This window comes from Pseudomonas sp. GW-45 (assembly GCF_056896675.1).
On the sequence record NZ_CM167674.1, the window covers coordinates 3,512,256 to 3,537,680 of the forward strand.

Consider the following 25,425-nt stretch of genomic DNA (forward strand, 5'->3'; position numbering starts at 1 on the left):
TACCCCGAAGAAGCTGGCGTTATTGTAACGCTCTTACGCAAAACGAAGCCTTGTAACGGCCAGCACTAAAGTGAAGCGCGATCAACACCACCCATATCTGCTTTGCCGACAGCCTCAGCCTGCAACCGCTCGACCAGCCAGACCTTAATGATCGACTGCCGGGTAACTCCAATACGGGCAGCTTCGCGGTCCAGGGAGTCGACGACCCAAGCGGGGAAATCAACATTTATTCGCTTCTGTTGCTGGTTAACTCGACGGGCAGTAGAAAGATCAAGGTCCGCAACGATGTCCTCATTATCTGCATCAAACTTCTCATCAAATTTGTCAGCTTTCATATAGCTCGACCTCCTTCTGGCGAGAGCGCCTCACCGAGATGAGGCGAATTTTTCCATTCCTGTATGTGACTACAGCTGACCAGTGTTTTACTCCGATAATGCCAATGACGAGGTAGCGACGCTCGTCATTGGACTTCGCCTGGACCTCCAGCAGATCAGGGTCTTGCCAAAGTGCTTGGGCAGACAAAAAGCTGATCCCGTGTTTTTGCTGGTTAGAGTCGCTTTTATCAGCATCGTACTCAAAATCACTCATGAGTATAAAATATCCCTTTTCTACTCAACAGGCAAAGCTGCAGCCAAACTCTCACACTCCTGAAAACTAACCACGCAGATCGTACATCGCCTTCTCACTGATCGCGTGCCAGGCATTCACCTTCTCGCGGAACGCCTGCATGGAATCCCACACTTCGCGGTTGAGCGGGTTGGCGGCGGCAGTTTCTTCCAACACATCCATGCTGATATCGCGCAAGCGCTCCAGCACCGAGTCTGGCAAGCGACGTAGATCGACGCCGTGCTCATTGACTAGCGTATCCAGCGCGTCAGCGTTGCGCTTGGTGTACTCATCCAGCATCGCTTGGTTGGTTGAGCGCGCGGCTTGCTTGACGATGTCTTGCAGGTCGGCCGGTAGCTCAGCCAGTTTTTGCTGGTTGATGGTCAGCTCCAGCACCGCGCAAGGCTCCTGCCAGCCTGGGTAGTAGTAGTACTTGGCGGCTTGATAGAGACCGAAGGCCAGGTCGTTGTAAGGGCTAACCCAATCGGTCGCATCGATCACGCCAGTTTGCAGTGAGGTGAAGATTTCGCTGCCGGGCAAGTTGACCGTGGTGGCGCCTGCGCGCGACAGCACCTCGCCGCCAAAGCCTGGCATGCGGATCTTCAGACCCTGCAAATCGTCGAGACTGTTGATCTCTTTGTTGAACCAGCCAGCCATCTGCACGCCCGTGTTGCCGCAAGGCAAAGGCAATACGCCAAAGGACTCATAAGCACGTTGCCACAACTCAAGCCCGCCACCCTGATACAACCAGGCGTTCATTTCCTGCGCGTTGAGGCCGAAAGGCACAGCGGTAAAAAAGGGCGCTGTGGCGCTCTTACCTTTCCAATAATAAGCGGCGCTGTGGCCAAGCTCTGCGGTACCGTTAGAAACAGCATCAAAGACTTCCAGCGCGGGCACCAAGGCGCCAGCGGCGAATACCTGAATACTCAAACGGCCATTGGACATACGCTCGACGCTATCAGCGAAATGCTGCGCGGTAGTCCCTAAACCGGGAAAATTCTCTGGCCAGGAGGTGACCATCTTCCAACGAAAACGCTGCTCAGCCTGCGTACTAGCCGCAGCGCCTGCGGCAGATGCTGGCTCTTCCTTGCAACCCGCCAAAGCAGCGGCACCCAGCCCAAGACCTGCTGCGGTCAGTAATTTACGTCGTTCCATAGAGCCAGCTCCAAGCTTAAAGCCGCAGGCGACTAAACGCCGCTGCAGCACTGGTTATAAATATTCTTGTTGTCTGCCGTATTCGCAGGGTGTACCGCTCAACGTCAAGCATCTACAAGGCGCGTCTAGTTTGCGGCTTGCAGCTACACGCCCGAACCGCCTAAAGCGGCTCAAGCTTGGCATAAGCTACCATCAGCCACTTGCTACCTTCGTCGTCAAAATTCACTTGGATACGCGCCTGCGCGCCTTGGCCCTCGTAATTAAGCACCACGCCTTCGCCAAACAGCGTATGCATGACCCGCTGGCCTAGGGAAAACCCGGTGCTTTCGCTGGCTTCAGCAGCAAATAGCCCCGTTTTGCCCGGACCAAAAGGCCGACTGACCTGATTGCCCAAACGGACTTCTTGAATCAGTTCAACCGGGATTTCGCGGACAAAACGTGACAGCTTATTGAAGGTCTCACTGCCATACAGACGGCGGGTTTCGGCCCAGGTGATCACCAACTGCTGCATAGCGCGGGTAATGCCAACGTAAGCCAGCCGGCGCTCTTCTTCCAGCCGGCCGGGATCTTCCAAACTCATCTTATGCGGGAACAAGCCTTCTTCCACTCCGGCCATGAAGACCAGCGGAAACTCCAAACCCTTGGCACTGTGCAGGGTCATTAGCTGAACGCTGTCTTCAAAACGGTCGGCCTGTGTTTCGCCCGCTTCCATTGAGGCGTGAGCGAGGAAGGCGAGCAGTACGTCACCCTCTTCGTCTTCGTCGGCCATATCGTTCTCAAAAGCGCGGGCAGCGGAGACTAGTTCTTCCAGGTTTTCGACCCGCGCTTGCGCTTTCTCGCCCTTCTCCTGCTCGTGGAAACGCAGCAGACCGCTGTTTTCCATAGCGATCTGCGCCTTGCTGTAAAGTGGTACGCCTTCGGCGCGCTCGGTCAGTTCTTCGATCAACACCATAAAGGCTTGTACCGCGTTAGCGGCACGACCGGGCAGGCCTTTGTTGTCGAGCAGATCGCATGCCGATTGCCACATGGATACATCCTGCTCACGCGCATGCTGACGCAGCGCTTCAACCGTTTTGTCGCCGATACCACGGGCTGGCACGTTGATGATGCGCTCCAGTGCGCCGTCATCGCCGCGATTGCCGATCAGCCGCAGGTAGGCCATGGCATTCTTGATTTCGGCACGCTCGAAGAAGCGCTGGCCACCGTAGATGCGATAAGGCACACCGCTGCGTAACAGGGCCTCTTCCAGCGCGCGTGACTGAGCGTTGGAACGGTAAAGAATGGCCATTTCGCTGCGGCTCATGCCGTCACGCACCGCCTGCTCAATGCGCTCAACGATAAAGCGCGCCTCATCCTGCTCATTAAAGCCGGCGTAAAGGGAGATTGGCTCGCCGTCGTTGCCGTCGGTCCACAGTTGCTTACCGAGGCGTCCGGCGTTGTTGTCGATCAGTGCGTTCGCAGCCTTGAGAATGGTCGCGGTAGAACGGTAGTTCTGCTCCAGACGAATCATTTCAGCATTCGGGTAATCGGTCTCGAACTGCTGGATGTTTTCAATCCGCGCGCCGCGCCAGCCATAGATCGATTGGTCATCATCACCCACCACCATCAAACTCGGGCTCTTACCCGCCAGGTGCCGCAACCAAGCGTACTGCACCGCATTGGTATCTTGAAATTCGTCGACCAACATGTGTTTGAAGCGCGCCTGATACTGTTCACGTAACGGCTGGTTGTCGCGCCACAGCTCAAGCGAGCGTAGCAGCAGTTCAGCAAAATCCACCGCACCAGCGCGGGCGCATGCCTGCTCATAAGCCGTGTAAATACGCACCATGGTGGTTAAGTAAAGATCACCCGCGGGCTGAATGTTCTGAGGGCGCAGGCCTTCATCTTTCTGGCCGTTAATCCACCACTGCGCCTGTTTGGGCGCCCATTGGTTTTCATCCAGCGCCATTTCGCGAATGACTCGCTTGACCAGCCGCAGTTGATCGTCGCTGTCGAGAATCTGAAACTGTTGGGCCAGCCCAGCCTCACGCCAGTGCGCGCGCAACAGCCGGTGCGCCAAGCCGTGAAAGGTACCCACCCACATGCCCTGCGGCGAAATACCGAGCATCTGCTCAATACGCCCGCGCATTTCGTAGGCGGCTTTGTTGGTAAAGGTGACCGAGAGAATGCTCCAGGGGGAGGCTTTTTCGACCTCCACCAACCAAGCAATGCGGTGCACCAGCACGCGGGTTTTACCGGAGCCGGCACCAGCCAGCACCAGCTGTTGACCGAGGCTGGCGGAGACCGCCTGGCGCTGGGCGTCATTTAGAGAATTAAGCAGGTGGGATATATCCATCGGCGTATTCTACCAGCGACTGCTCAATGCTCGAAAGCGGTGGCTGTATATCCCGCGCCAGAGGCGTGCACTGGAGCTTTTTAGATGAACAGGGCTGTGCCCAAGCGAAGTGCTGGTGTAAGGTTGGTCGGATAAAGCCCGCTGTTAGCTATAAGAGTTGTTAATGATAAAAAGAAACGCACAGCGTTCCGGGAAACCCACGTCGGCATGACGATACTGCGCTCCAGCCATACCCCTATTTCTGCAGTCGATTTGCGCCTACAGCAAATGAATCAGCTGTATGCCTACTCGCGCCTGCCACAATGGCTGATGCTGGGTGTTGCACTACTGATCGTCCCGCTGCTATGGCAACACACTAGCGCCAGCCTCTTGCTAAGCTGGCTCGCGCTAATCGGCCTGCTCGCCTTACTGCGTCAACGGCTCGTCAACCGTTACTATGCTTGCCCAGCAAAGGATCGTCTGCGCGCCCGCTGGCGCTTCTTTTTCCATCTCGGGAATATCGCTTCCGGCCTGTGTTTGGCGTGGGTATACGTCGGCTTGACCCCAGTAGACAATTTCAGTTTACAGGCGCCGGTATACAGTCTGGCCGGCGGGGTGGCTTTGTGTGTGGGGGTTATTTACGCCAGCCGCTTCCCAGCCTTTACCTCCTTTATCATTCCCGCTTGGCTACCGCCAGTGCTCTACCTGTTTATGCAGAGCGACGAGATCAGCCACTCCTGGGCTCTGATGGGCATTATCCTGTTTATCTGTATTTTGATGTGCGCTGCCTTTATTCACCGCTCGGTGCTGGAGGCGCTGATCAGTAATCTGCGCAACGAAGCACTGGTCAGCAATCTGAGCGACACCCAGCAGCGTAGCGAAGAGCTGAACCATCAATTAACCCGTGAGATCACGCAACGCCGCAGCGCTGAGCAGTTATTACGCGACAGTCACAACGAGCTGGAAGCCCGCGTCAGCGATCGCACCGCCGAACTGGAACGTGCCAGCCAAGCTCTCCAGGCCAGCCAAACTCAATTGAGTCTGGCCATGGATGCCAGCCAACTAGGCCTCTGGGATTGGGACCTGGTAACCGATCAGGTATTCCACTCTCAATTAGATACTATTTTCGGCATAGCCCCGGATGAGGGCATGAGTATGCTGCTCGACCTCAAGCCACGCCTGCATCCAGCCGACGCGGCCATGGTACGCAAGACCCTGGTGCGCCACATGAAGGGCGAGACCGAGGCCTATCGCATGGAATACCGGGTGCGTCATCAAGACGGTCAATGGGTTTGGGTAGAAGACGCCGGTCGCGTGGTTGACCGCAATTCCGATGGCCACGCTACCCGCATGATTGGCACCCGCCGCGATATTACCGCGCGCAGATATCAGAACGAGCAGGCGCAGCTGGCCTCTACGGTTTTCGAGGCTACCTCCGAAGGCATTTTCATTCTTGATCCTCAGCTGAACATACTGGCGGTCAATCAGGCCTACAGCGTCATCACCGGACTGGCTAGCACCGACGCTGTGAGTCGCAACATTCTTGATCTGAGTGGCGAAGGTGAAATTCGTGAGCACTTTATTTACCTCCGCCAGTTGCTCAGCAATCAAGACCGCTGGCAGGGCGAACTAACTGCCCGGCGTCGTACCGGCGAACCCTTCCCTATTTGGTTACAGTTGGCGGTCGTGCGCGATAGCGGAGGGGATATCTCTCATTACGTGGGCTTTTTTGCCGACCTCACCACCCATCGTCAGACTGAAGAGCAACTGCAGTACCTGACTAATTACGACGCTCTGACTCAGCTGGCTAACCGTAATTTATTCAACGAACGTTTGCAGGACGCGACCAGCCGAGCTCGCCAGCATGACCACCAGGTCGCGCTGCTGCACATTGATATGGACCGCTTTAAGCAGATCAACGTCACCCTCGGGCATTCAATGGCCGACAAACTGCTGCAGGAAGTAGCCAAGCGCTTACGCGCAACGGTACAACCACAAGACCTGCTGGCACGGCTGTCTGCTGATGAATTTGTGCTGATTGTCGAACAGCCAGAAAACGAGAAAGCGCTAGCGGTGATGGCCAATGCAGTGCTCGAAAAATTACGCGCCCCTATGCTGATTGGCGAACAAGAACTGGTGATGACCGCTTCCATCGGCATCAGCCTGTTTCCAACAAACGCCCAGGACAGCCTGCTGCTGATCACTCAGGCACATCAGGCGATGCAGCATGCTAAACAACTGGGTGGCAACAACGCGCAGTTCTTCACCCATGAGCTGCGCGCCTATAGCCTCGACCGCCTGCAATTAGAAAACCAGTTACGCAAGGCGCTAGAGGACGATCAGCTAATCGTCTACTACCAACCCAAACTGCATCTGGCCAGTGACCGTATTCGTAGCGCCGAAGCACTGGTGCGCTGGCAGCACCCTGACCGCGGGTTGGTTATGCCCGGCGAGTTTATAAATATCGCCGAAGAGTCCGGCATGATTGGCGCGTTAGGCGATACCGTCCTGCGCCAGGCCTGTCGGCAGGCGAGCGAGTGGTTCCATAAGGGCCCTGAGGCAGTGGCAGTCTCGGTCAACTTGTCCGTTCAACAGTTACGTCAGGAAGGCTTTGCCAAGGATGTCGCACAGATACTGCAGACCAGCCGCTTACCAGCGAGTTTGCTGGAGCTGGAACTGACCGAAAGCATGTTGCTGGAACACAGTCCCACAGTATCGGCCAATATAGATGCTCTGAAAGAGCTGGGCGTGCTCCTATCAGTGGACGATTTCGGCACCGGCTACTCCTCACTGGCTTACCTCAAGCGCTTCCCGATCAGCACATTAAAGATCGATCGCGCCTTCATTGCCGAGCTGGATGAAGAGCACAATGACGACGCTATCATCCGTGCCATTATCGCAATGGCCCACAGCTTGTCTTTGAGTGTAGTGGCCGAGGGCGTAGAGCAAGAAAACCAGCTGGACTTTCTTAAGGCCAACGGCTGCGATGAAGTGCAAGGCTATTTAATCAGCAAACCCATTCCGGCTGACGAATTTACCAAGCTGCTGACCAGCAGCGGCGATATGCCGATCTTGCGCAACCGCCGCTGAGCCCGTTGGCGGCTAGCTGCGCTCATCCAACCAGGCGTGCCCCTGGCGCTCTAGCAAACTATCCGCTGCATCAGGGCCCCAACTTCCCGCCGGATAGGGCTTAGGTGAGCGATAGCAGTCTTGCCACCCTTCGATGATGGGATCAACCCAACGCCAGGCGGCGGCAATCTCGTCGCGCCGCATGAACAATGTCGCATCACCTTGAATCACATCCAGCAACAGACGTTCGTAGGCATCCCAACGGCGGCGCTTGAAGGCGTCGGCAAAATCCAGGTCAAGATCGACATTTTGCAGCCCCATACCGCGCCCCGGTGACTTGGCCATCAGCGACAGGCGGATACCTTCGTCTGGCTGCAGACTGATGATCAATCGGTTGTTTTCCGGGTTGTCGCCGCTACGCGGAAATAGCCGGTAGGGCACCGGCTTGAACTGGATAACGATCTCCGACTTGCGCTGCGCCATGCTCTTACCCGTGCGCAGGTAGAAGGGTACGCCGGCCCAGCGCCAATTATCGATCTCGGTTTTCAGCGCTACGAAAGTTTCGGTATTGCTATCGTGGTCGACGCGCTTTTCAAAGTAGTAGGCCGGCAGGCGCTCGCCGGCGTGCTCACCGGCGGCGTACTGGCCCCGCACGGTACGGTCTTGCACATCCATGCCGGTGATGGGTCGCAGCGCCTCGAGTATCTTCAGTTTCTCGTTACGCACCGCCTCAGGCTCAAAATGTACTGGCGCTTCCATTGCCACCAGGCAGAGTAGTTGAAGCAAGTGGTTCTGTACCATATCGCGCATGGCACCGGCGTGATCGTAATAATCACCGCGATTTTCCACGCCAACGCTTTCCAGCACGCTGATCTGTACGTGATCAATGTGCGCATTGCGCCACAGCGGCTCAAACAAGGCGTTGCCAAAGCGCAGCGCGAGTAGATTTTGCACCGCCTCCTTGCCGAGATAATGGTCGATACGGAAGACCCGCGCTTCATCAAAGACGGCGCCAATCTGGTCGTTGATCTGATTCGCGGTCTGCAAGCTTTCTCCCAGTGGCTTCTCCAGCACCACACGTGAGTTCTCGTCAGTCAGACCGACCGAGGCCAAATGCTTAACCGTGGGGGCAAACAGGCTCGGTAAGGTGGCGAGGTAGAAAACGCGCACCCGTCCGCTGTTTTTCTTCAACAGCTTGGTCAGCTTGGGAAATTCGACCCGCTGGCTGACATCCAGCGACAAGTATTCCATGCGTGCCGCGAAGCTTTCCCAAGTGCTCTGCTCAAAGTCGCTACGCGCCACATGCTGGCTAACGTGACGCTTCGCCAGTTTGCGGTAGCTCTCTGCCGAATGCTGCGCGCGCGCCAGTGCGTAAATACGCGTGCCCGAGTGCAAGTGACCGTCGCGATGCAGGTAATAAAGTGCCGGCAGCAGCTTGCGCATCGCCAGATCACCGGTGCCGCCAAACACCACCATGTCACAGCTGATACCGTCTTGCGCCGCCACACCACTCTCCCGGAAAACAGCGCCCAGGCCGTTTTTGTAGTATAACTACAAGCTCGGTCGCCTATCGGGCGCTAGAAACAGACGTTGAACTACACCAATGCAGCCACTCATCCGCAGCCTACCATGAAGCCATCGTGAATCTACTCCAACACATCGCCGCCAGCCGCGAGCTGCTCAGAAAGTCTGAGCTGAAGGTGGCTGACTACGTGTTGGCGCAGGCCGCGCAAGTAATGCATTCGTCGATGGCTGACTTGTCGCAACAGGTCGGCGTCAGCGAGCCGACCATAGTACGCTTCTGTCGTGCTATCGGCTGCAGCGGCTTTCAGGATTTGAAGCTCAAGCTAGCACAGAGCCTCGCTGCCGGCGCCAGCTTTGGGCAGTTCTCGATCAACGAAGACGACAGCGTCGATACCCTGTCGCACAAAATTTTCGATACCACCTTGGCCACCCTGATGGACGTGCGTGAGCGCCTCGATCCGCGGGCGATTGAGCATGCAATAGACGCGCTGACCCAAGCACGCCGCGTCGAGTTCTATGGCTTTGGTGCCTCGGGCGCAGTGGCCAGCGACGCGCAGCACAAGTTCTTTCGTTTGCAGGTATCGACAGCTGCCTATTCAGACCCGCACATGCAAGCGATGTCGGCTGTGACCCTTGGCCCCGAAGATGTTGCCGTAGCGATCTCCCAAACTGGTCGCACCAAAGATCTGCTGCACTCCGCCAATCTGGTGGTAGAAACCGGCGCGACATTGATCAGCCTGTGCCCGAGCCGCACCCCGCTGGCCGAGCTAGGTCGCATCCATATTTCGATTGATGTGCCAGAAGACACCGACATTTATACCCCGCTATCCTCACGGATTGCGCACCTGGTGGTGATCGACGTATTGGCAATGGGCATGGCCATGCGTCGGGGCCCAGAACTGGTCAACCACTTGAAGAGCGTAAAACGCAGCCTGCGCGGCCTGCGCATGTCGAACAAGACGCGTAACGACGTCAGCGAGTAGCGGCGCCACGCGGTAAGCCTAGCGAAATCAGCGTCGCGACCACCAGCAGCCCGGTAGACCACCACAAACAGGCCACCAATCCGGCACTTTGATATACCCAGCCGGACAACAAAGTGCCGAGCAGCCGCCCCAGCGCATTCGACATATAGTAAAAGCCCACATCCAATGACACGCCATCACGCTGCGCGCCCGCCACTATCAAGTAGCTGTGCAACGATGAATTAACAGCAAACACGGCGCCAAACACCAGCAAGCCACCCAGCAGCACCCATGCGTTCGGGCCTTGCCACTGCAAGCCAATGGCGATCAGCGCTGGTAATAAACTCAACGCTAATACCCAGTACGCAGCCGCACGCCCGTCCGGCAGCTTGCCACCGCGACGCCCCGTAAATCTCGGCGCCTGGGTTTGTACCAGACCGTAGCCAATGACCCAGCAGGCCATAAAGCCGCCTACTTGCCAAAAGTCCCAACCAAACACGCTGCTCAAATAGACCGGTAGCGCGATGACAAACCACACATCGCGCGCGGCGAACAAAAACAGCCGAGCGGCCGACAGCAGATTAATCGCGCGGCTTTTGGAGAGCATTTCGCGAAACTTGGGCTTGCCGCTAGCCCGGCCCAAATCACGCTTGAGCAAACGTCGACTCAGCAACCAAACCAGCGCCAGCAGGACTGCCATGAGCAGTACTGCACCACGAAACCCTAAAGTAGTCAGCAGCACACCACCGAGAAAGAAACCCAGCCCCTTGAGGGCATTTTTCGACCCCGTCAGCAACGCTACCCAACGGTAGAGCGCGCCCTGCTGATCGTCGGGTAACAGCAGCTTGATGCTGCTTTTCGCACTCATCTTGTTCAGGTCTTTGGCGATGCCCGACAGCGCCTGCGCGGCCATGACCCACACCACACTGAGCGCGGCGGACGGCACCGTGAGCATCAAAAGCGCGCCCACTTGCAGTAGCAAGCCGATATTCATGGTGCGATTCAGCCCGAAGCGCGCGCCTAACCAGCCGCCGAGCAAATTGGTCACCACGCCAAAGATTTCATAAAACAGAAACAGCCCCGCGACTTCCAGCGGGCTGTATCCCAGTTGATGAAAGTGCAGTACCACCAACATGCGCAGCGCGCCATCAGTGAGCGTGAAGGCCCAATAATTACCCGTCACCACCAAATACTGACGTACCTCAGCGGACAGCTGCGACAAACGCATCATCAACCAGCCTGCCCAACCAGCCGCGCCAGCTCAACCAGCCGATTGCTGTAGCCCCACTCATTGTCGTACCAACTGTAAATTTTTACCTGCGTGCCGTTAATCACCATGGTGCTCAGCGCGTCGATAATCGATGAGCGCGGGTCGGTACGGTAATCAATGGATACCAACGGACGCTCCTCGTAACCGAGAATGCCCTGCATGGCGCCCGCCGCTGCGGCCTTGAACAGCTGATTGACCTCTTCGACTGTCGTTTCTCGCTCGACCTCAAAGACGCAGTCGGTAAGCGAGGCGTTGGCCAGCGGCACGCGTACCGCGTGGCCATTCAGCTTGCCGCGCAGCTCTGGGAATATCTCGGCAATCGCTGTCGCCGAACCGGTGCTGGTAGGAATCAGGCTCATGCCACATGCCCGTGCCCGACGCAGATCTTTATGCGGCTGATCGAGAATGCTTTGGGTGTTGGTCAGGTCATGGATGGTAGTAATTGAGCCATGCTTGATGCCCAAGGCTTCGTGGATCACCTTCACCACCGGCGCCAGGCAGTTGGTCGTGCAGGAGGCCGCCGTGACAATGCGGTGAATCTGCGGATCAAACAGCTGATCGTTGACCCCCAACACCACATTCAACACGCCTTTCTCTTTCACCGGCGCGCTGACCACAACTCGCTTCACGCCTTGGTCCAGATAACCCTGCAGCGCAGCGCTGGTCTTGTTTACGCCGCTGGCTTCAATCACCAGATCACAGCCGGACCAATCGGTGTCAGCAATAGCCCGATTAGCGGTCAGTGGCACATGTCGATTACCAATAACCAACGCACCTTCCCCGCCACGGGCCTCGTGTTGCCAGCGGCCATGCACTGAATCAAAGTTGAGCAAATGCGCGTGAGTGGCTACATCGCCAACCGGATCATTAATCTGCACGAATTCCAGTTCAGGCCAGTCCCACGCAGCACGTAGCGCCAGCTTACCGATGCGGCCAAAGCCGTTGATGCCTACCTTGATGCTCATCTTTATCTCCAGTGTCTATGGCGCCAGCTCAACGGTGGCGTGGTTTAGATGCTGCGCTGATTGACCCGCTTGGATAGCTCCGCCGCCGACTCCCGGCGCTCTGAATAACGATCAACCAGATAGTCGCTGCGCTCACGTAACAACAGTGTGAACTTGACCAGTTCTTCCATGACATCCACCACTCGGTCATACAAGGGCGAGGCGCGCATGCGGCCAACCTCATCAAACTCCAGGTGCGCCTTGGGCACCGACGACTGGTTAGGGATGGTGACCATGCGCATCCAGCGCCCTAGCACTCGCAGCTGATTAACCACGTTGAACGATTGCGAGCCGCCGCACACCTGCATCACCGCAAGAGTTTTGCCTTGTGTGGGGCGCACCGCCCCCATGGCCAGCGGCACCCAGTCGATCTGCGCCTTGAATACCCCGGTCATTGCGCCGTGCCGTTCTGGCGAACACCACACCTGCCCCTCAGACCACTGCATCAGCTCACGCAGCTCAGCAACTTTGGGATGATCGACCGGGGCATCGTCTGGCAAAGGCAACCCCGACGGATCGAATATCCGTGCCTCTGCGCCCAAGTGCTCCAACAAGCGAGCGGCCTCTTCAACCATGAAACGACTGTAAGAGCGCTCTCGGGTTGAGCCATACAACAACAGTATTCGCGGCGCATGCGTCCAGCTCTTGGGGATGCCCAGTGCCTCGGCATCGGGTACCGGCAACAGTTCTGGGTCAAGGGCGGGGGTTTCGATAGATGGCATGGCAGCCTCCTCTGGCGATTTACTCATGGGCACGCAGGCTCCGCACCTGCCCTCTGCATCTCCCGCAGGCGCCTGCATTCATCAGCCAGATCATCCGGCTGACCCATGATGGCCTGCTGCACAACACTCCGCGCCCAATCGGGCAGCTGCGGGTGTAGACGATAGTAGATCCATTGCCCTTGGCGGCGGTCAGCCAACAAACCCTGATTTCGCAGCAACGCCAAATGACGGGATATTTTGGGCTGTGACAGCTGCAGTGCCTCAGTCAGCTCGCACACGCACAACTCGGGAAACCGCGTCAGCAATAGACATACTCGAACGCGGGTGTCGTCAGCCAACGCCTTGAAAAGCGCGGTTGGGGTCAATGTGTCTGCGGTCATGCGGTCACTTTTTGAATATACGGTTTACCGAATATAACGGAACTCGCATATATGGGAAAGTGTATATTTTGTGACACGCCGATAAACGCGCCTGCAGAGCCAGTCACTAGGACCCTGATACACTAAGCGCTATTTACTAATGAGGACAGCCCCATGCCCGTCGCCATGGCCCGCCATATTCTGGTCAAAACCGAAACCGAAGCCGCTGCGCTCAAGCAGCGCATTGCTGCCGGCGAAGCTTTTGATGTGCTGGCGAAGAAACATTCCACTTGCCCGTCGAAAAAACGCGGCGGCGATTTAGGTGAAGTCAGGCCGGGCCAGATGGTCAAAGCAATTGACCAGATCATCTTCAAAAAGCCGCTGAAAGTGGTCCATGGTCCAGTAAAAACGCAGTTTGGCTATCATCTAGTGCAGGTGTTTTACCGCGACTAATTAAGGTGCCGGATACCAGATGAGATTGTGAAACACCGCCGGCTGCACGCCGTTGTTGCGATAACCGTGCGGCCGGTCAGCCGCAAAGCGCACCGCTGCGCCCTCGCTCAAGGTCTGCCATTGACCGTTGACCAACAGCTCCATGACTCCACGAATCACCGTAACGTGCTCAGTCACGCCCACTTGATGCGGCTCTGATAACCGCTGGTAACCCGCAGGCAGCGTCAATTCGAAAAGTTCAAAGCCGTACTGGGGATCAAAGGGGAATAACGGTGCGACCAGCATATCGTCGCTGGTCGGGCGTTGTCGTAACTGCTCTGCATGGCGCACATCCAGCTCATCCGGCGGCGCAGCGATAAAAGCCGATAGCGACACCTTAAAGCCGTCGGCTATCTTCCAGAGCGTGGCCAGCGTTGGGCTCGACTCGCCGCGCTCAATCTGCCCCAGCATTGCCTTACTCACCCCGCAGGCTTGCGCCGCGCGGTCGAGACTCCAGCTGCGGTCGTTGCGCAGCTGCTTAAGGGTTTGCCCGAGATGGTCGCCGAGTGAGTGCATGGTTGGCCTATGATTATTTTTGTGCGTTATAGCGCACGAGTGCTACATTGTCCAACCGTGCGCTATAACGCACAACCGACACATTATTTCTGGAGATGTCGCGTGTTAAGGGCCTTTTTCTCACGCTCATTGTTTAACCCCTCGCATATCGTCGCCGGCTTCATTGCGGTGCTCGTCGGCTACACCAGCTCTGCGGTAATCATCTTCCAAGCAGCCGAAGCCGCTGGCGCATCACCGGATGAAATCAGCTCCTGGCTCTGGGCGCTGGGTATCGGTATGGGCATCACCAGTATCGGTCTGTCGCTGCGTTACCGTTCGCCGATCCTGATTGCCTGGAGCACGCCAGGTGGCGCGCTACTGGCAACCGGTTTGCCGGGATTCAGCCTGAATGAAGCCATTGGCGTGTTTCTATTCAACGCCGCACTGATCACGCTCTGCGGCTTGTTTGGCTGGTTTGATCGCATCATGCGGCTGATTCCCGCATCCCTAGCCGGCGCTATGCTGGCCGGCGTGCTGCTGCCTTTTGGTTTGCACTTGTTCGTAGCGCTGGAGCAGCAGACCTTGATGGTGGGCGCCATGCTGATCACCTATCTGCTCGGCCGCCAGTTCCTACCCCGCTACGTAGTACCACTCGCCCTACTGGTCGGTGTATTGATCGCAGCCTTGGGCGATCAGCTGCATATGGACGCGCTCGACTGGACGCTGGCCCAACCGGTATGGACCGCCCCGGCATTCTCGCTAACCGCCTTGATCGGCGTCGGCATTCCGATGTTTATCGTCACCATGGCTTCACAGAACGTACCGGGCATGGCCGTATTACGCGCCAATGGTTATCAGGTACCGGCCTCACCCTTGATGACCACCACCGGTATTACCGGCCTGCTGCTGGCCCCATTTGGCGGGTATACCTTCAACCTTGCCGCCATCAGTGCCGCTATCTGTGCCGGAAAAGATGCAGATCCTGATCCCGCTCAGCGCTATCGCGCGACTATCTGGGGTGGGCTTTTTTATCTACTCACCGGGCTCTTTGGCGCCACTGTCGCCAGCCTGTTTGCAGCCTTCCCTCAAGCGCTGATCATGGCCATCGCCGGGCTTGCGCTGCTCGGTACCATTGGCAACAGTCTGGCCAGTGCCCTGCACGACGAAAGTCAGCGCGAAGCCGCGTTCTTGACCTTTCTGGTCACAGCTTCAGGGCTATCGTTGCTGGGTATTGGCAGTGCGTTTTGGGGGCTGGTCCTCGGCATACTGGTGCTGCAGCTGTCGCGGCGGCGCGCCTAGCCGCACTCAGTGCGAACAATCCGTTCACGCTTCGGGTTTTGGCGCACTGACAACCCGGTTGTGCACTTCTAACGTGAGCGCTTCTATGCGCTCGCTAAGCTGGTGGGTCAGTTCGGTCAACCGGGTATTTTGCTCCATCAGCGTTAACAAAGCGCCCGTCTGCTGGGCCGCCTGTTCCGCGCGCTGCTGCGCCGCCTCAGCTAGCGTTTCACGGTGCAGGGCATCGGCTTGCGCCAGCGCCTTGTCCCGATCTGCCTGACGTGTCTGCGCCAGCAAAATCAGCGGCGCCGCATAAGCCGCCTGCAGGCTGAACGCCAGATTGAGCAGAATGAAAGGATACAAATCAAAGTGCACCAGCCCACTCGCGTTAACGCCAATCCACAACGCCACAATCAGCGTTTGTGCGATCAGAAAAACCGGTGTGCCAAAAAAGCGCGCAAAAGCTTCTGCCTTTTGCGCGAACCAGCCGTCACCAAAAACCGAACCTAGATGCAGGCTAGCGCGATGAAAACGCAGATGATTGGCAGCGGTCTTGGTTGGCTCTGAAGCAGGGGTATTCGATGACATGCAGCGCACCTCATGGACGGAATTACGAGCGAGCTAAACAGCGCAGAGAATGATCTGCTCCGGCTCAACCCACAGATTGACTGACTCGCCGACGCTCGGCAACGCTTGATCCTCCCCCAAGGAGGCTACCAGCAGCGGACCCTCAGGCAACTGCACGTGCAACTCCGCGCTATGGCTACTCTGCTCCGCCTGCACAACTTCGCCAGTCAGCCGGTTATGGTTTGGTTGAAGCGCCGTTAGACGCACCCAAGGTGCTTTGACCAGCGCAAACACCTCGGCACCCTCGCAGAGACTCAACCGTTGCGTACTGGCATGGGTAATCAGCGCCACCAGCTGCTGGCCGCCATCTAGCTGCAGGGTGATGCAGTCGTTCATATCCTGCGATTCGATCTGCGCTACCCGCGCATACAGCTGATTGCGCGCGCTGGTGCGCAGGCGCAGTCGATTCATGATTTGCAGGTACGGCTCCAGACTGCTGTCCTCGGCCAGCCGCGCCAGAAACACTTGATGCTCTTGCTGATAGCGCTGAAACGCGGCGACCAACTCCTCACCCTTAGCGGTCAAGCGCGTGCCGCCACCGCCCTTGCCACCCACCGAGCGCTCAACCAGCGGTGAGCCGGTCGCCTTATTCATCGCATCCACCGCATCCCAGGCGGTCTTGTAGCTCATGCCGGCGGCCTTGGCCGCTTTGCTGATGGAGCCGGTGTCCGCAATCTGTTGCAGCAAGTCGATGCGCCCTTCTCCGGCCAGGTTGCGGCCCTGGTGAGCAAACCAGAGTTGTCCTTCAAGTTTCATCTATCACGCTGCCTTGTTGTGGCCTGGATGAGCAAGGATATACAGGCTGACGCCCGATCAGAACTTGCCATTCGTTATATAACCAATAATATAGCGATTAGCCAAGCCACCTTATCCTGCTCGCCGGAGCCATCATGCGTCTTTCCTTCTCAGCCATGTTGTTATGTTTGTTGCTGCCCAGCGCCGGTGCGCTGGCGGATGAAGTAAAAGTCGCCGTGGCCGCCAATTTCACCGCGCCCATGCAAGTGATTGCCGAGGCATTCGAGCAGGACACTGGCCATCAGCTGAAAGCGTCTTTTGGTTCAACTGGCCAGCTGTATGCGCAGATAACCCACGGAGCGCCTTTCGATGTGTTTTTGGCCGCTGATGACAGCACCCCGGCGAAACTCGAAAGCGAGGGCCAGACCGTCGAAGGCTCGCGCTTTACCTATGCCACCGGCGCCTTGGCACTCTGGTCTGCGCAGCCCAATCTGGTCGACGACGCGGGCGCTGTGCTGCGCAGCGGTAGCTTCAAGCATCTGGCCATCGCCAACCCGAAAATCGCACCCTACGGGCTGGCGGCCACTCAAGTGATGGCGGCGCAAGATCTGCTGGAACAGCTCACGCCAGGGTTGGTGGAGGGTCAGAGCATCGGCCAGGCCTACCAATTTGTCGCCAGCGGCAATGCGGAACTGGGCTTCGTCGCGCTGTCGCAGGTGTACCGCGACGGTAAACTGAGCGGCGGCTCGGCCTGGCTGGTTCCAGCTGAACTGCATGACCCCATCCATCAGGACGCCGTGATTCTGCGCAAAGCAGCACATAATCCCGCCGCGCAGGCACTGATGAACTACCTGCACGGTGAACGCGCCGCTGGAATCATTCGCTCCTTTGGCTACCAGTTGTAGAGCGCCGCCTGAATGCCGCTCTCCAGCTCCGACCTCGCCGCCATATGGCTAACCCTGCAACTGGCCAGCATAACCACAGTGCTGCTGTTACTCCTGGGCACCCCGCTAGCCTGGTGGTTGGCGCGCACTCGCAGCTGGTTAAAAGCGCCGATAGGTGCAGTGGTCGCACTACCGCTGGTACTGCCACCGACGGTCATCGGTTTTTACCTGCTGGTCGCCATGGGCCCACAAGGGCCGGTCGGCGCACTGACGCAAAGCTTAGGCTTGGGTACGTTGTCATTCACCTTTACCGGTTTAGTTATCGGCTCGCTGTTCTACTCCCTGCCATTTGTGGTGCAACCGATCCAGAACGCCTTTGAGGCAATCGGCACCCGGCCACTCGAAGTGGCGGCAACGCTACGCGCTGGGCCGTTTGATCGGTTCTTTCACGTCGCGCTGCCCCTCGCCCGACCCGGCCTGGTGACGGCCAGCGTTTTAGGCTTTGCGCACACCATCGGCGAATTCGGCGTGGTGCTAATGATTGGCGGTAATATTCCTGATCAGACGCGGGTAGTCTCGGTGCAGATTTTCAATCACGTGGAAGCCATGGAGTACGCCCAGGCGCACTGGCTGGCCGCTGGCATGCTGGTGTTTTCCTTTGCCATATTGCTCACCCTGCAACGGCGCGGCCGGGTTGGCGCCCGCGCGATCAGCTGAGGAAGCCCATGCTCGATGTCCAATTCAACTTGCCGCTGAACAACTTCACGCTGGACGTCGATCTGCAGCTACCGGCCCAAGGCGTAACCGCTTTATTCGGCCCCTCGGGCTCCGGCAAGACCAGCCTGCTGCGCTGCATCGCCGGGCTGGAGCACGCGCCCGCGGGACGATTACTGTTCAACGGCGAATGCTGGCAAGACAGCCAACGAGGCATTTTTGTGCCAACCCATCAACGGGCCATCGGCTATGTGTTTCAGGAATCCAGCCTGTTTGATCACCTGAGCGTAGAAGGCAACTTGCGCTTCGGTTATCGGAGAATATCGGCAGCAGAGCGTCGTATCAGCTTCAGCCAGGCGGTGGAGTTGTTGGGCATCGCGCCGCTATTGGCGCGCCAGCCGCAGCATCTATCGGGGGGCGAGCGACAGCGCGTTGGCATTGCCCGCGCACTGCTGACCAGCCCGCGCCTGCTGTTGATGGACGAGCCTTTGAGCGCACTGGATGCCCAGCGTAAAGCCGAGATCCTGCCCTATCTGGAGCGCCTGAATGCAGAGTTGGAGATACCTATTCTGTATGTCAGTCACGCATTCGATGAGGTCGCTAGGCTGGCCGATCATATGGTGCTGCTGGAAGACGGTAAGGCGCTGGCCAGTGGCAACATCAATGGGCTATTGCCGCGCCTCGACCTGCCATTGGCCCTGGGTGACAACGCCAGCGTAGTCATCGATGGCGTGGTGGCCAGTTATGACGTTGATTACCAACTACTCAGCTTACGGTTGCCGCATACCGAGCAATGCATCCGCGTGGCGCACCAGCCCGTTGCTATCGGCCAACAACTGCGCCTGCGGGTGCAAGCGCGGGATGTCAGCCTGAGTCTGCAACAGCCGCAACACAGCAGCATTCTCAATCTGCTGGCGGCCACCATCGTCGAATTGGCAGTGGCGGATAATCCCGCCCATTTGTTGGTGAGGTTGGATATGCAGGGCACGCCGCTGCTAGCGCGCATCACCCGCTACTCCAGCGAGCAGCTTGGCCTGCGGCCTGGGCAATCAGTGTGGGCGCAGATCAAATCGGTCGCTTTGCTGAATTAATTTCGCGTCATCGAGTTGCATCGGATGCGGCGCAAAACTTAAATGAAACGCCGGCCAGCCAATATCCAGCGTTGCAGTCTGGCGCCGTCAACAAGTTCTAGCTGTCGTTCTGCTGCGAACGCTCGAGCTTCTGCACAGAACTCACCAGTGATTATCACGAAACCTCCAGCGGCACCCTCAGCGACAATGCGGGTGAAAAATTCGCGCAGAGGCGCAACGCCCAAGCGGCTCGCTCGCCAATGCCGACAGTACACCAGATAACGCTCGCCCGACCGTTGCAGCAATAGATCGCAGCTACCATCCCCATCTGCTAGTGAGCTGCCGAGCACGCGATAGCCTTTATGCTTATATGTTTGCTCCAGCAACTGCACAAACGCAGGCCACCCCATGGCACTTAACAATGCGGCAGGATCTTGCATAAGGAATAGGCGACTCTGGCGACGTAGAGCGAGGCGATTGAGCGCCGCTACCGCCGCCGCACAGAGAAACCCGAGCGGCAACAGGTATTGCGCATACATCGCCAGATGACGAAACAAGGGGGCGGTCAACACGCCACCGGCTCTGTGCTCACTGAACGTCGATATCGAGCTGGCAGAATACTCGTGCAGCAGTATCCAACTCACCAAGGCAATGGCCAGGTTTATCCACCAGGGCATGCGCCCAAGGATGATCAACAGATCAGTATAGGAGGAAGTGCGTCGACTCTGAGCCATCCATGGTTCCTCTACAGTGGCGTCCTGCCATCAGAGAAGGAACGATAGACCGCCTTCTCGCGGCCGTAAAGCTTTATCAGCAGAATAATCGTATCTTATTTCTGCAGTGAGTGTTGCGCCAGAATGGCCGTGAGCAAACCAGGAAAACGCTCTTCCAGCTCAGCGCGGCGCAGAGAATTCATATGCGTGGTACCTACGCCCTTGGTGCACACCAGTCCAGCGTCGCGTAGCACCCGAAAGTGATGGGACATGCTCGACTTGGGCCGGCCGCCATCCAGCTCACCACAGCTGGCCTCTTCGACTTCAGCCAGGCGCTGCACAACTTCCAGCCGAACCGGGTCGCTCAAAGCATAGAGCAAGCGCTCGAGGCTAAAGTCATTAACGGGGGGATGTTTGAAAGGTCGCATGGTCGGAATCATACACAAGGCTTTACTTATGATCCATAGTTCCAATATTATCGAACAACTGAACCAAGCAATTCACTCTTCGCTCACTCTCGGAGCTACCATGTCTGCACTGTTCCAACCCTTCAGCCTGAAAGACGTCACCCTGCGTAACCGCATTGCTGTGCCACCCATGTGCCAATACTCGGCTACCGATGGCCTGGTCAATGAATGGCATACCGCCAACTACACCGGCATGGCACGCGGCGGCGCTGGACTAGTGATCGTCGAGGCAACGGCCGTCTCGCCGGAAGGCCGCATTACTCCCGGTTGCACCGGCATCTGGAATGACCAGCTGGCCGACGCTTTTGCACCCATTGTTCGTGGCATCAAAGCCAACGGCGCAGTGCCCGGTATCCAGATTGCCCACGCTGGCCGCAAGGCAAGCGCCAATCGCCCCTGGGAAGGTGATGATCACATCAGCAACGATGACCCACGCGCCTGGCAAACGATTGCCCCATCCGCGTTGGCCTTCGGTGCCAACCTGCCCAAGGTGCCCGAAGCCATGACGCTGGACGACATTGCCCGCGTTAAAGCGGATTTTGTTGCCGCCGCCAAGCGTGCCCTGGCTGTCGGCTTTGAGTGGCTGGAATTGCACTTCGCCCACGGCTATCTGGCGCAGAGCTTTTTCTCTGAGCACGCCAACCAGCGTACCGATGCCTACGGCGGTAGTTTCGAGAATCGCTGTCGTTTTCTGTTGGAAACCTTGGCCGCCGTGCGTGAGGTCTGGCCAGAAAACCTGCCCCTGACTATCCGCTTTGGTGTTATTGAATTTGACGGTCGCGACGAGCAAACGCTGAACGAGTCGATCGAGCTGACACGTCAGTTCAAGGCCGCGGGCATGGATATGATGAGTGTGAGCATGGGCTTCGATACGCCCAAGGCGAACATCCCTTGGGCGCCGGCCTTTATGGGCCCGATTGCCAAGCGTGTACGTGACGAGGCAGGTGTTCCGGTGTCATCCGCGTGGGGCTTTGGTGAGCCGCACATCGCCGACAAAGCGGTGCAGGATGGTCAGTTGGATCTGGTCATGGTCGGCAAGGCGCATCTGGCCAACCCGCATTGGACCTACCACGCCGCGCGTGAACTGAAGCTCGACAAACCCTCCTGGGTGCTGCCTGCGCCCTACGCCCATTGGCTTGAGCGCTACTGAGGCGTGACAGTGACAGTTGGGCCAAGGCCCAGCTGTCACCCGACCGGGTCACGCCCTGCGCGGGCGCGAGTTGCCTAGGGAAAAATACAGCGCCGTAGCACTGACTGCACCCAGTGTCAGTACCGACACCCAATCCCAAACACCATCTGCCAGCAATGCCGACAGCAACCCGGCTGCGCTCAGTACCGCCATGACCAGCGGCCAGAACCAGATGCCTGTTTGCTTGATCATTGCACCTCCTCTGTCCCAGGACTGCGGCCTAGCGTTTCCTTGCTGGCCGGCCGACGGCGCTTGGCAACCCACAGATACAACCCACTGCCCAACACCACAATGGTAATCACATCGAGCAGCGCCCAGAGCAATTGCAGGCCGCGTCCGCCGTAGTCACCAAAGTGCAGCGGTTGGGAGATTTGCAGCGCCTTGAGATACCAGGGCAGCTCGCGCGCATCCGTGACCTGCGCGCTAACGCTGTCCACCAATACCGGCTTGGCCATGCGCGAGGTTAGCGGCTGGTCGCCGTGCATAAATACAGCGTAATGATAGGGGCTGGAAAAGCTGGACCCGGGGAAGGCAACAAAGAGCACCTCCATCTCAGGTTCATACCGCAGCGCTGACTCTACTGCTGCGTGCAGAGAGCCGTGGCTCGCCGGCCCCGGTTGACCCTGGTAAGGCGCCAACATCTCGCTTAGCTCGTTGTTTTGCCACAGCTTGACCAGCAAATCGCCCCAGGCGTTGATTACCCCGGTAGCGCCGACGACCAAAAACCACACCAGCGTGACTATGCCGAGCACGTTATGCAGATCGAGCCACTTGAGGCGCTTGCTACGCTCGCGGCGAACTTCACCGAACTCCAGCTTGCGCATGAACGGCCCGTACAAGAGCGCGCCCGAGACCAATGAGATCAGCAAGAAAACGCCCATCAAACCCAGAAAAAGCATGCCCGGCAGACCGGCGAACAGGTCGACATGCAGCGAGAAAACGATATACATGAAGCCGCTTTCTAGCTGCGGCTCAGCCAAAACCTCGCCGCTGCGGGCATCTACCGCCACCTGCTTGAAGCCAGTTTGCGAAGCAGTGGTGGGTGCCATCGAGAGATACCAGACTCGATCGTCGTCAATATCCTGTGAGAGAAACACTCCGGTTAGATCCGGGTTGCGCTGCTCGCCAATCTCGATGACCCGGTCCAGGTTGATGCGCGGCGCATCCGCCGGCATCTCCACCGGCTCGGCTTCAGTGCCGAGCAAGTGCCCAATCTCGTGATGAAAAATCAGCGGCAGCCCGGTCAGGCACAGCAGCAACATGAACAGAGTGCAGATCAGGCTGGTCCAGGTATGCAACCAAGACCAGATTCGCAGTGACTTAGCACTCGGCATTGCAGCTGTCTCCGAAGGACGCTTAGAAATCCAGCGTGGTGGAGAATATCAGCGTACGCGGCGCCCCTACGGTCAGATAACCGTATCCAGGATAACCGCCAGCAGAGGCCCAGTAATTACGATCAGCCACGTTCTCGACGCGGGCACGCAGGGTCAGCTCCTGTGCATCATTGATCAGCATGCTATAACGCGCGCCCAGATCAACTCGGGTCCAGGAAGGAATTTCGCGGCTGTTGTCGGTATCGATGTACTGCTCGGCGGTGTAGATGATGCGGCCGTCAAACGCCAAACCATCCACGCCGGGCACTAGGTAATCGAGACCAGCGTTAGCTTGCACCTTGGGTGCACCAATGCCGTCATTACCGTCCAGATCGGTATCCAGCAGGCTCACCCCGCCCAGCACCGATAGATCGTTGGTCGCTTGACCGAAAGCATTGATTTCCAGCCCCCGGTAGCGCTGCTTGCCCACGACGCCATATACACCGTTATCCACGCCAGCTACCGGCTTGCGGCTCTGGAATACGCCTAGGCTACCGCCCAAACGGCCGCCGTCGTACTTCAAACCCAGCTCGGTCTGGCGGGTTACGTAGGGTTCCAGCGCCTCGCCAGCATTGGTGACCGGCGCGCTGCCAGAGTTAGCCGGCGCCACATCACCTTTGACTAGACCTTCGATGTAATTCACGTAACCAGAGAGGTCCGGTGTGAAGCGGTAGACCGCACCGGCAATCGGCGTTACGGCGCTCTCCTCGTAGGAGTCGCCGCGGCTGCCGTCGGCGTACGAATAGGTGTAAGTAGCAATATTCTGGTGCCGCGCACCCAGGGTGATCAGCAAGCGATCATCCATGAAACCCAGTGTATCGGCGAGCGCATAGCTGCCGGTTTTGGTGCGCTCGGTAACCTCTGGATCCGAAAACGAGCCCGCTGCCAACGCGGTAGTTGGCGGTTGCGCGACATCTGCTGGGTTATACAGGTTGCTGGCAAATCCGGCGAAATCAGAAAAGCCATAAGCGTTGGCGGACTTCATCTCGTAGCTAGAAGCAGAGAGCGTCATGTTGTGGCTGACCACACCGGTATCAAACTGGGCACGCAGGCCAATGTCACCGGTAACCACCTCATCTTCACGCACGTTGGCAAAGCGGTAGGCGGTGGTATCACCCGCAGTATTGATGACAGTAGGGTTGGCAAAGTTGCCTTTTTCTTCGCTGGTGCGCATACCCCCCGCGACCCAACCGGTGAAGACGTCGTTAAAGTCATACTCGGCGCGCAACGTGCCAAAGGTATCTTTGGCGTAGGAATAGCTCCAGCTCTGAGCCACGCTCTTGTCTGCATCCGGGGGAGAAATAACCGGAACGCCAGCGCCGATCGTAATGTTCGGTTGCGCCGCGTCTATCTCGTGATTCTGATAGCCCATATCCGCAGAGATACGCAGGTTATCGCCACGATAATCGGCACCGAGCGACAGCAGACCCAATTCGCCAGTCTCGCCATCCACTACGGAATCGCCATCACGACGCGCCATGTTCAGGCGTAAACCGATGCGATCATCGGCGAAACGGCGTGCAAAATCGCCAGTCATATAGGCCTGACCACCGGAGCGTACACCGGCAGTAACCTGATTCAGGTCTTCGTTCGGTGCGCGCTTGGGCACTATGTTGATCGCGCCACCCAAGCCGCTACCACCCGGTGCCGCGCCATTAAGAAACGCGTTGGCGCCGCGCAGCACTTCTACCCGCTCGACAAATTCGGTACCCATGTACTGACGTGGCAGCAGACCGTAGAGGCCGTTATAAGCGATGTCGTCCGAGAATATCGGCAGCCCCCGTACCAGGTACACCTGCTGGAAGTTGCCAAATCCGCGGGCGGTACGCACCGCCGAGTCGTTCATCAGTACATCACCGATGCTGGCAGCCTGTTGATCCTGAATCAGCGTCTGGGTGTAGCTAGTGGTGGTGAAAGGCGTTTCCATGTAGTCCTGGTTACCCAGAATCCCCACCCGCGAACCGCTGGCCACCTGACCGCCGGCGTAGGCTGGCGGCAAGCCGTCAGCCGAGGCGTCAGCGCTTGCGCTGACGGTCATGGACGGCAGCTCTACCGCATCCGCTGCGGGTTCAGCGGCTTCCTGGGCTTGCGCAACCATGGCGATAAAAGGGGAGGAAAGGGCAAGCGACAGCGCGGTGCGCTTGAACAGCATTGGGGAAGTCATGGCAGCGGCGGCTCTCTGAAATGCGTGCAGGCTCGACAAACATCGAATCGAACATCAGCGAATTGTTAATAATGAAAACGATTCGCATTATACATACAGAAAACCTAAACACCAGTAGCCCGATAGCAACGGGCCAGCATCAACCAAGAAACACCATTGCCCTGGTTGTACTCCTGCGGATTCGGCGGTCTGCTCTCCGACGCCAAGACTCAGCTCACCACAGAAAGTCCAAGAGCGTA

At 57.8% G+C, this 25,425-nt stretch carries 25 protein-coding genes; 8 read left to right on the plus strand and 17 right to left on the minus strand.

Annotation, left to right across the window (positions count from 1 at the left end; genetic code table 11):
• Positions 1 to 65: 65 nt before the first annotated feature.
• The 4 genes from brnA to uvrD form a co-directional block, all read right to left on the minus strand.
• Positions 66 to 335 (minus strand): type II toxin-antitoxin system BrnA family antitoxin, encoded by a 270-nt coding sequence (brnA, locus tag AC1XYH_RS16585; protein WP_483324219.1) that lies wholly within the window; start codon positions 333 to 335, stop codon positions 66 to 68.
• Positions 325 to 588 (minus strand): BrnT family toxin, encoded by a 264-nt coding sequence (locus AC1XYH_RS16590; protein WP_483324220.1) that lies wholly within the window; start codon positions 586 to 588, stop codon positions 325 to 327. Before AC1XYH_RS16590 ends, brnA begins: the two co-directional genes overlap by 11 nt.
• 66 nt (positions 589 to 654) lie before the next feature.
• A complete protein-coding gene (locus tag AC1XYH_RS16595) occupies positions 655 to 1,761 on the minus strand; it encodes a TRAP transporter substrate-binding protein (RefSeq protein ID WP_483324221.1) in 1,107 nt (368 codons plus the stop codon).
• Positions 1,762 to 1,921: 160 nt separating this feature from the next.
• Positions 1,922 to 4,096, minus strand: a complete 2,175-nt coding sequence (gene uvrD / locus AC1XYH_RS16600; protein WP_483324222.1) for a DNA helicase II — start codon at positions 4,094 to 4,096, stop codon at positions 1,922 to 1,924.
• A 207-nt stretch (positions 4,097 to 4,303) separates the two neighbouring features.
• Here uvrD and AC1XYH_RS16605 point away from each other — a divergent pair, with 207 nt between their 5' ends.
• A complete protein-coding gene (locus AC1XYH_RS16605) occupies positions 4,304 to 7,165 on the plus strand; it encodes a putative bifunctional diguanylate cyclase/phosphodiesterase (RefSeq protein WP_483324223.1) in 2,862 nt (953 codons plus the stop codon).
• Positions 7,166 to 7,177: 12 nt separating this feature from the next.
• Here the strand turns inward: AC1XYH_RS16605 and zwf are convergent, their stop codons facing one another.
• Entirely contained in the window at positions 7,178 to 8,620 is a 1,443-nt protein-coding gene (zwf, locus tag AC1XYH_RS16610; protein WP_483326407.1) for a glucose-6-phosphate dehydrogenase, read from the minus strand.
• A 164-nt stretch (positions 8,621 to 8,784) separates the two neighbouring features.
• Here zwf and hexR point away from each other — a divergent pair, with 164 nt between their 5' ends.
• Entirely contained in the window at positions 8,785 to 9,651 is an 867-nt protein-coding gene (gene hexR, locus AC1XYH_RS16615) for a transcriptional regulator HexR (RefSeq protein ID WP_483324224.1), read from the plus strand.
• Here hexR and arsJ read toward each other — a convergent pair.
• Genes arsJ through AC1XYH_RS16635 form a run of 4 tightly spaced genes read right to left on the minus strand, consistent with a single transcriptional unit; the run spans position 9,641 to position 13,006 of the window.
• Positions 9,641 to 10,861: an organoarsenical effux MFS transporter ArsJ gene (arsJ, locus tag AC1XYH_RS16620; protein ID WP_483324225.1), complete on the minus strand. Its 1,221-nt coding sequence runs from the start codon at positions 10,859 to 10,861 to the stop codon at positions 9,641 to 9,643. The genes hexR and arsJ overlap by 11 nt on opposite strands.
• Complete coding sequence (locus AC1XYH_RS16625; protein WP_483324226.1) at positions 10,861 to 11,865, minus strand: ArsJ-associated glyceraldehyde-3-phosphate dehydrogenase; 1,005 nt, start codon at positions 11,863 to 11,865, stop codon at positions 10,861 to 10,863. The genes arsJ and AC1XYH_RS16625 overlap by 1 nt, the downstream gene beginning before the upstream one ends.
• A gap of 44 nt (positions 11,866 to 11,909) precedes the next feature.
• The gene (arsH, locus tag AC1XYH_RS16630) at positions 11,910 to 12,626 is read right to left on the minus strand and encodes an arsenical resistance protein ArsH (RefSeq protein ID WP_483324227.1); all 717 of its coding nucleotides are present in this window, start codon (positions 12,624 to 12,626) and stop codon (positions 11,910 to 11,912) included.
• A 23-nt stretch (positions 12,627 to 12,649) separates the two neighbouring features.
• A complete protein-coding gene (locus AC1XYH_RS16635; RefSeq protein ID WP_483324228.1) occupies positions 12,650 to 13,006 on the minus strand; it encodes a metalloregulator ArsR/SmtB family transcription factor in 357 nt (118 codons plus the stop codon).
• A 153-nt stretch (positions 13,007 to 13,159) separates the two neighbouring features.
• Here AC1XYH_RS16635 and AC1XYH_RS16640 point away from each other — a divergent pair, with 153 nt between their 5' ends.
• Entirely contained in the window at positions 13,160 to 13,438 is a 279-nt protein-coding gene (locus AC1XYH_RS16640; protein WP_483324229.1) for a peptidylprolyl isomerase, read from the plus strand.
• Here AC1XYH_RS16640 and AC1XYH_RS16645 read toward each other — a convergent pair whose 3' ends face one another.
• A complete protein-coding gene (locus AC1XYH_RS16645) occupies positions 13,439 to 13,993 on the minus strand; it encodes a helix-turn-helix domain-containing protein (RefSeq protein ID WP_483324230.1) in 555 nt (184 codons plus the stop codon). It abuts the gene before it with no gap.
• A 102-nt stretch (positions 13,994 to 14,095) separates the two neighbouring features.
• Here AC1XYH_RS16645 and AC1XYH_RS16650 point away from each other — a divergent pair, with 102 nt between their 5' ends.
• Positions 14,096 to 15,271, plus strand: a complete 1,176-nt coding sequence (locus AC1XYH_RS16650) for a benzoate/H(+) symporter BenE family transporter (RefSeq protein WP_483324231.1) — start codon at positions 14,096 to 14,098, stop codon at positions 15,269 to 15,271.
• Between the two features lie 24 nt (positions 15,272 to 15,295).
• Here AC1XYH_RS16650 and AC1XYH_RS16655 read toward each other — a convergent pair whose 3' ends face one another.
• Both AC1XYH_RS16655 and AC1XYH_RS16660 read right to left on the minus strand, forming a co-directional pair.
• Positions 15,296 to 15,838 carry a DUF1003 domain-containing protein gene (locus AC1XYH_RS16655; protein ID WP_483324232.1) on the minus strand — a complete coding sequence of 181 codons (543 nt, stop codon included), beginning with the start codon at positions 15,836 to 15,838 and terminating at the stop codon, positions 15,296 to 15,298.
• Between the two features lie 33 nt (positions 15,839 to 15,871).
• Positions 15,872 to 16,633 carry a TOBE domain-containing protein gene (locus tag AC1XYH_RS16660; RefSeq protein WP_483324233.1) on the minus strand — a complete coding sequence of 254 codons (762 nt, stop codon included), beginning with the start codon at positions 16,631 to 16,633 and terminating at the stop codon, positions 15,872 to 15,874.
• Between the two features lie 134 nt (positions 16,634 to 16,767).
• Between AC1XYH_RS16660 and modA the strand changes: the two genes are divergently transcribed.
• From modA to modC, 3 genes are read left to right on the plus strand one after another with little or no spacing between them, the layout of a single operon-like run.
• Positions 16,768 to 17,517 carry a molybdate ABC transporter substrate-binding protein gene (modA, locus tag AC1XYH_RS16665; protein ID WP_483324234.1) on the plus strand — a complete coding sequence of 250 codons (750 nt, stop codon included), beginning with the start codon at positions 16,768 to 16,770 and terminating at the stop codon, positions 17,515 to 17,517.
• Positions 17,518 to 17,529: 12 nt separating this feature from the next.
• Complete coding sequence (modB, locus tag AC1XYH_RS16670) at positions 17,530 to 18,213, plus strand: molybdate ABC transporter permease subunit (protein ID WP_483324235.1); 684 nt, start codon at positions 17,530 to 17,532, stop codon at positions 18,211 to 18,213.
• 8 nt (positions 18,214 to 18,221) lie between these two features.
• Entirely contained in the window at positions 18,222 to 19,301 is a 1,080-nt protein-coding gene (gene modC, locus AC1XYH_RS16675; RefSeq protein WP_483324236.1) for a molybdenum ABC transporter ATP-binding protein, read from the plus strand.
• A gap of 38 nt (positions 19,302 to 19,339) precedes the next feature.
• Here the strand turns inward: modC and AC1XYH_RS16680 are convergent, their stop codons facing one another.
• The gene (locus AC1XYH_RS16680) at positions 19,340 to 20,014 is read right to left on the minus strand and encodes a restriction endonuclease (RefSeq protein WP_483324237.1); all 675 of its coding nucleotides are present in this window, start codon (positions 20,012 to 20,014) and stop codon (positions 19,340 to 19,342) included.
• A gap of 95 nt (positions 20,015 to 20,109) precedes the next feature.
• Entirely contained in the window at positions 20,110 to 20,421 is a 312-nt protein-coding gene (locus tag AC1XYH_RS16685) for an ArsR/SmtB family transcription factor (RefSeq protein ID WP_483324238.1), read from the minus strand.
• A 100-nt stretch (positions 20,422 to 20,521) separates the two neighbouring features.
• Here AC1XYH_RS16685 and AC1XYH_RS16690 point away from each other — a divergent pair, with 100 nt between their 5' ends.
• Positions 20,522 to 21,610: an NADH:flavin oxidoreductase/NADH oxidase gene (locus tag AC1XYH_RS16690; RefSeq protein WP_483324239.1), complete on the plus strand. Its 1,089-nt coding sequence runs from the start codon at positions 20,522 to 20,524 to the stop codon at positions 21,608 to 21,610.
• A gap of 48 nt (positions 21,611 to 21,658) precedes the next feature.
• On the opposite strand, the gene AC1XYH_RS16695 is transcribed toward AC1XYH_RS16690, so the two are convergent.
• From AC1XYH_RS16695 to AC1XYH_RS16705, 3 genes are read right to left on the minus strand one after another with little or no spacing between them, the layout of a single operon-like run.
• Complete coding sequence (locus tag AC1XYH_RS16695) at positions 21,659 to 21,841, minus strand: hypothetical protein (protein ID WP_483324240.1); 183 nt, start codon at positions 21,839 to 21,841, stop codon at positions 21,659 to 21,661.
• The gene (locus AC1XYH_RS16700) at positions 21,838 to 22,983 is read right to left on the minus strand and encodes a PepSY-associated TM helix domain-containing protein (protein ID WP_483324241.1); all 1,146 of its coding nucleotides are present in this window, start codon (positions 22,981 to 22,983) and stop codon (positions 21,838 to 21,840) included. Before AC1XYH_RS16700 ends, AC1XYH_RS16695 begins: the two co-directional genes overlap by 4 nt.
• 22 nt (positions 22,984 to 23,005) lie before the next feature.
• Positions 23,006 to 25,186 carry a TonB-dependent receptor gene (locus tag AC1XYH_RS16705; protein ID WP_483324242.1) on the minus strand — a complete coding sequence of 727 codons (2,181 nt, stop codon included), beginning with the start codon at positions 25,184 to 25,186 and terminating at the stop codon, positions 23,006 to 23,008.
• Positions 25,187 to 25,425: the final 239 nt, after the last annotated feature.

Bases quoted from the DNA above. Each gene is read 5' to 3' on its own strand.
- AC1XYH_RS16640 (WP_483324229.1), top strand. From the start codon at position 13,160: ATGCCCGTCGCCATGGCCCGCCATATTCTGGTCAAAACCGAAACCGAA.
- zwf (WP_483326407.1), bottom strand. From the start codon at position 8,620: ATGGTGGTGTTTGGCGGCACCGGTGATCTGGCGATGCGCAAGCTGCTG.
- AC1XYH_RS16645 (WP_483324230.1), bottom strand. From the start codon at position 13,993: ATGCACTCACTCGGCGACCATCTCGGGCAAACCCTTAAGCAGCTGCGC.
- AC1XYH_RS16700 (WP_483324241.1), bottom strand. From the start codon at position 22,983: ATGCCGAGTGCTAAGTCACTGCGAATCTGGTCTTGGTTGCATACCTGG.
- AC1XYH_RS16655 (WP_483324232.1), bottom strand. From the start codon at position 15,838: ATGTCATCGAATACCCCTGCTTCAGAGCCAACCAAGACCGCTGCCAAT.
- uvrD (WP_483324222.1), bottom strand. From the start codon at position 4,096: ATGGATATATCCCACCTGCTTAATTCTCTAAATGACGCCCAGCGCCAG.
- AC1XYH_RS16685 (WP_483324238.1), bottom strand. From the start codon at position 20,421: ATGCGACCTTTCAAACATCCCCCCGTTAATGACTTTAGCCTCGAGCGC.
- modB (WP_483324235.1), top strand. From the start codon at position 17,530: ATGCCGCTCTCCAGCTCCGACCTCGCCGCCATATGGCTAACCCTGCAA.
- AC1XYH_RS16695 (WP_483324240.1), bottom strand. From the start codon at position 21,841: ATGATCAAGCAAACAGGCATCTGGTTCTGGCCGCTGGTCATGGCGGTA.
- arsH (WP_483324227.1), bottom strand. From the start codon at position 12,626: ATGCCATCTATCGAAACCCCCGCCCTTGACCCAGAACTGTTGCCGGTA.
- AC1XYH_RS16690 (WP_483324239.1), top strand. From the start codon at position 20,522: ATGTCTGCACTGTTCCAACCCTTCAGCCTGAAAGACGTCACCCTGCGT.
- AC1XYH_RS16595 (WP_483324221.1), bottom strand. From the start codon at position 1,761: ATGGAACGACGTAAATTACTGACCGCAGCAGGTCTTGGGCTGGGTGCC.
- AC1XYH_RS16660 (WP_483324233.1), bottom strand. From the start codon at position 16,633: ATGAAACTTGAAGGACAACTCTGGTTTGCTCACCAGGGCCGCAACCTG.
- AC1XYH_RS16635 (WP_483324228.1), bottom strand. From the start codon at position 13,006: ATGACCGCAGACACATTGACCCCAACCGCGCTTTTCAAGGCGTTGGCT.
- arsJ (WP_483324225.1), bottom strand. From the start codon at position 10,861: ATGATGCGTTTGTCGCAGCTGTCCGCTGAGGTACGTCAGTATTTGGTG.
- AC1XYH_RS16590 (WP_483324220.1), bottom strand. From the start codon at position 588: ATGAGTGATTTTGAGTACGATGCTGATAAAAGCGACTCTAACCAGCAA.
- modA (WP_483324234.1), top strand. From the start codon at position 16,768: ATGCGTCTTTCCTTCTCAGCCATGTTGTTATGTTTGTTGCTGCCCAGC.
- modC (WP_483324236.1), top strand. From the start codon at position 18,222: ATGCTCGATGTCCAATTCAACTTGCCGCTGAACAACTTCACGCTGGAC.
- AC1XYH_RS16605 (WP_483324223.1), top strand. From the start codon at position 4,304: ATGACGATACTGCGCTCCAGCCATACCCCTATTTCTGCAGTCGATTTG.
- AC1XYH_RS16680 (WP_483324237.1), bottom strand. From the start codon at position 20,014: ATGGCTCAGAGTCGACGCACTTCCTCCTATACTGATCTGTTGATCATC.
- AC1XYH_RS16625 (WP_483324226.1), bottom strand. From the start codon at position 11,865: ATGAGCATCAAGGTAGGCATCAACGGCTTTGGCCGCATCGGTAAGCTG.
- AC1XYH_RS16705 (WP_483324242.1), bottom strand. From the start codon at position 25,186: ATGACTTCCCCAATGCTGTTCAAGCGCACCGCGCTGTCGCTTGCCCTT.
- brnA (WP_483324219.1), bottom strand. From the start codon at position 335: ATGAAAGCTGACAAATTTGATGAGAAGTTTGATGCAGATAATGAGGAC.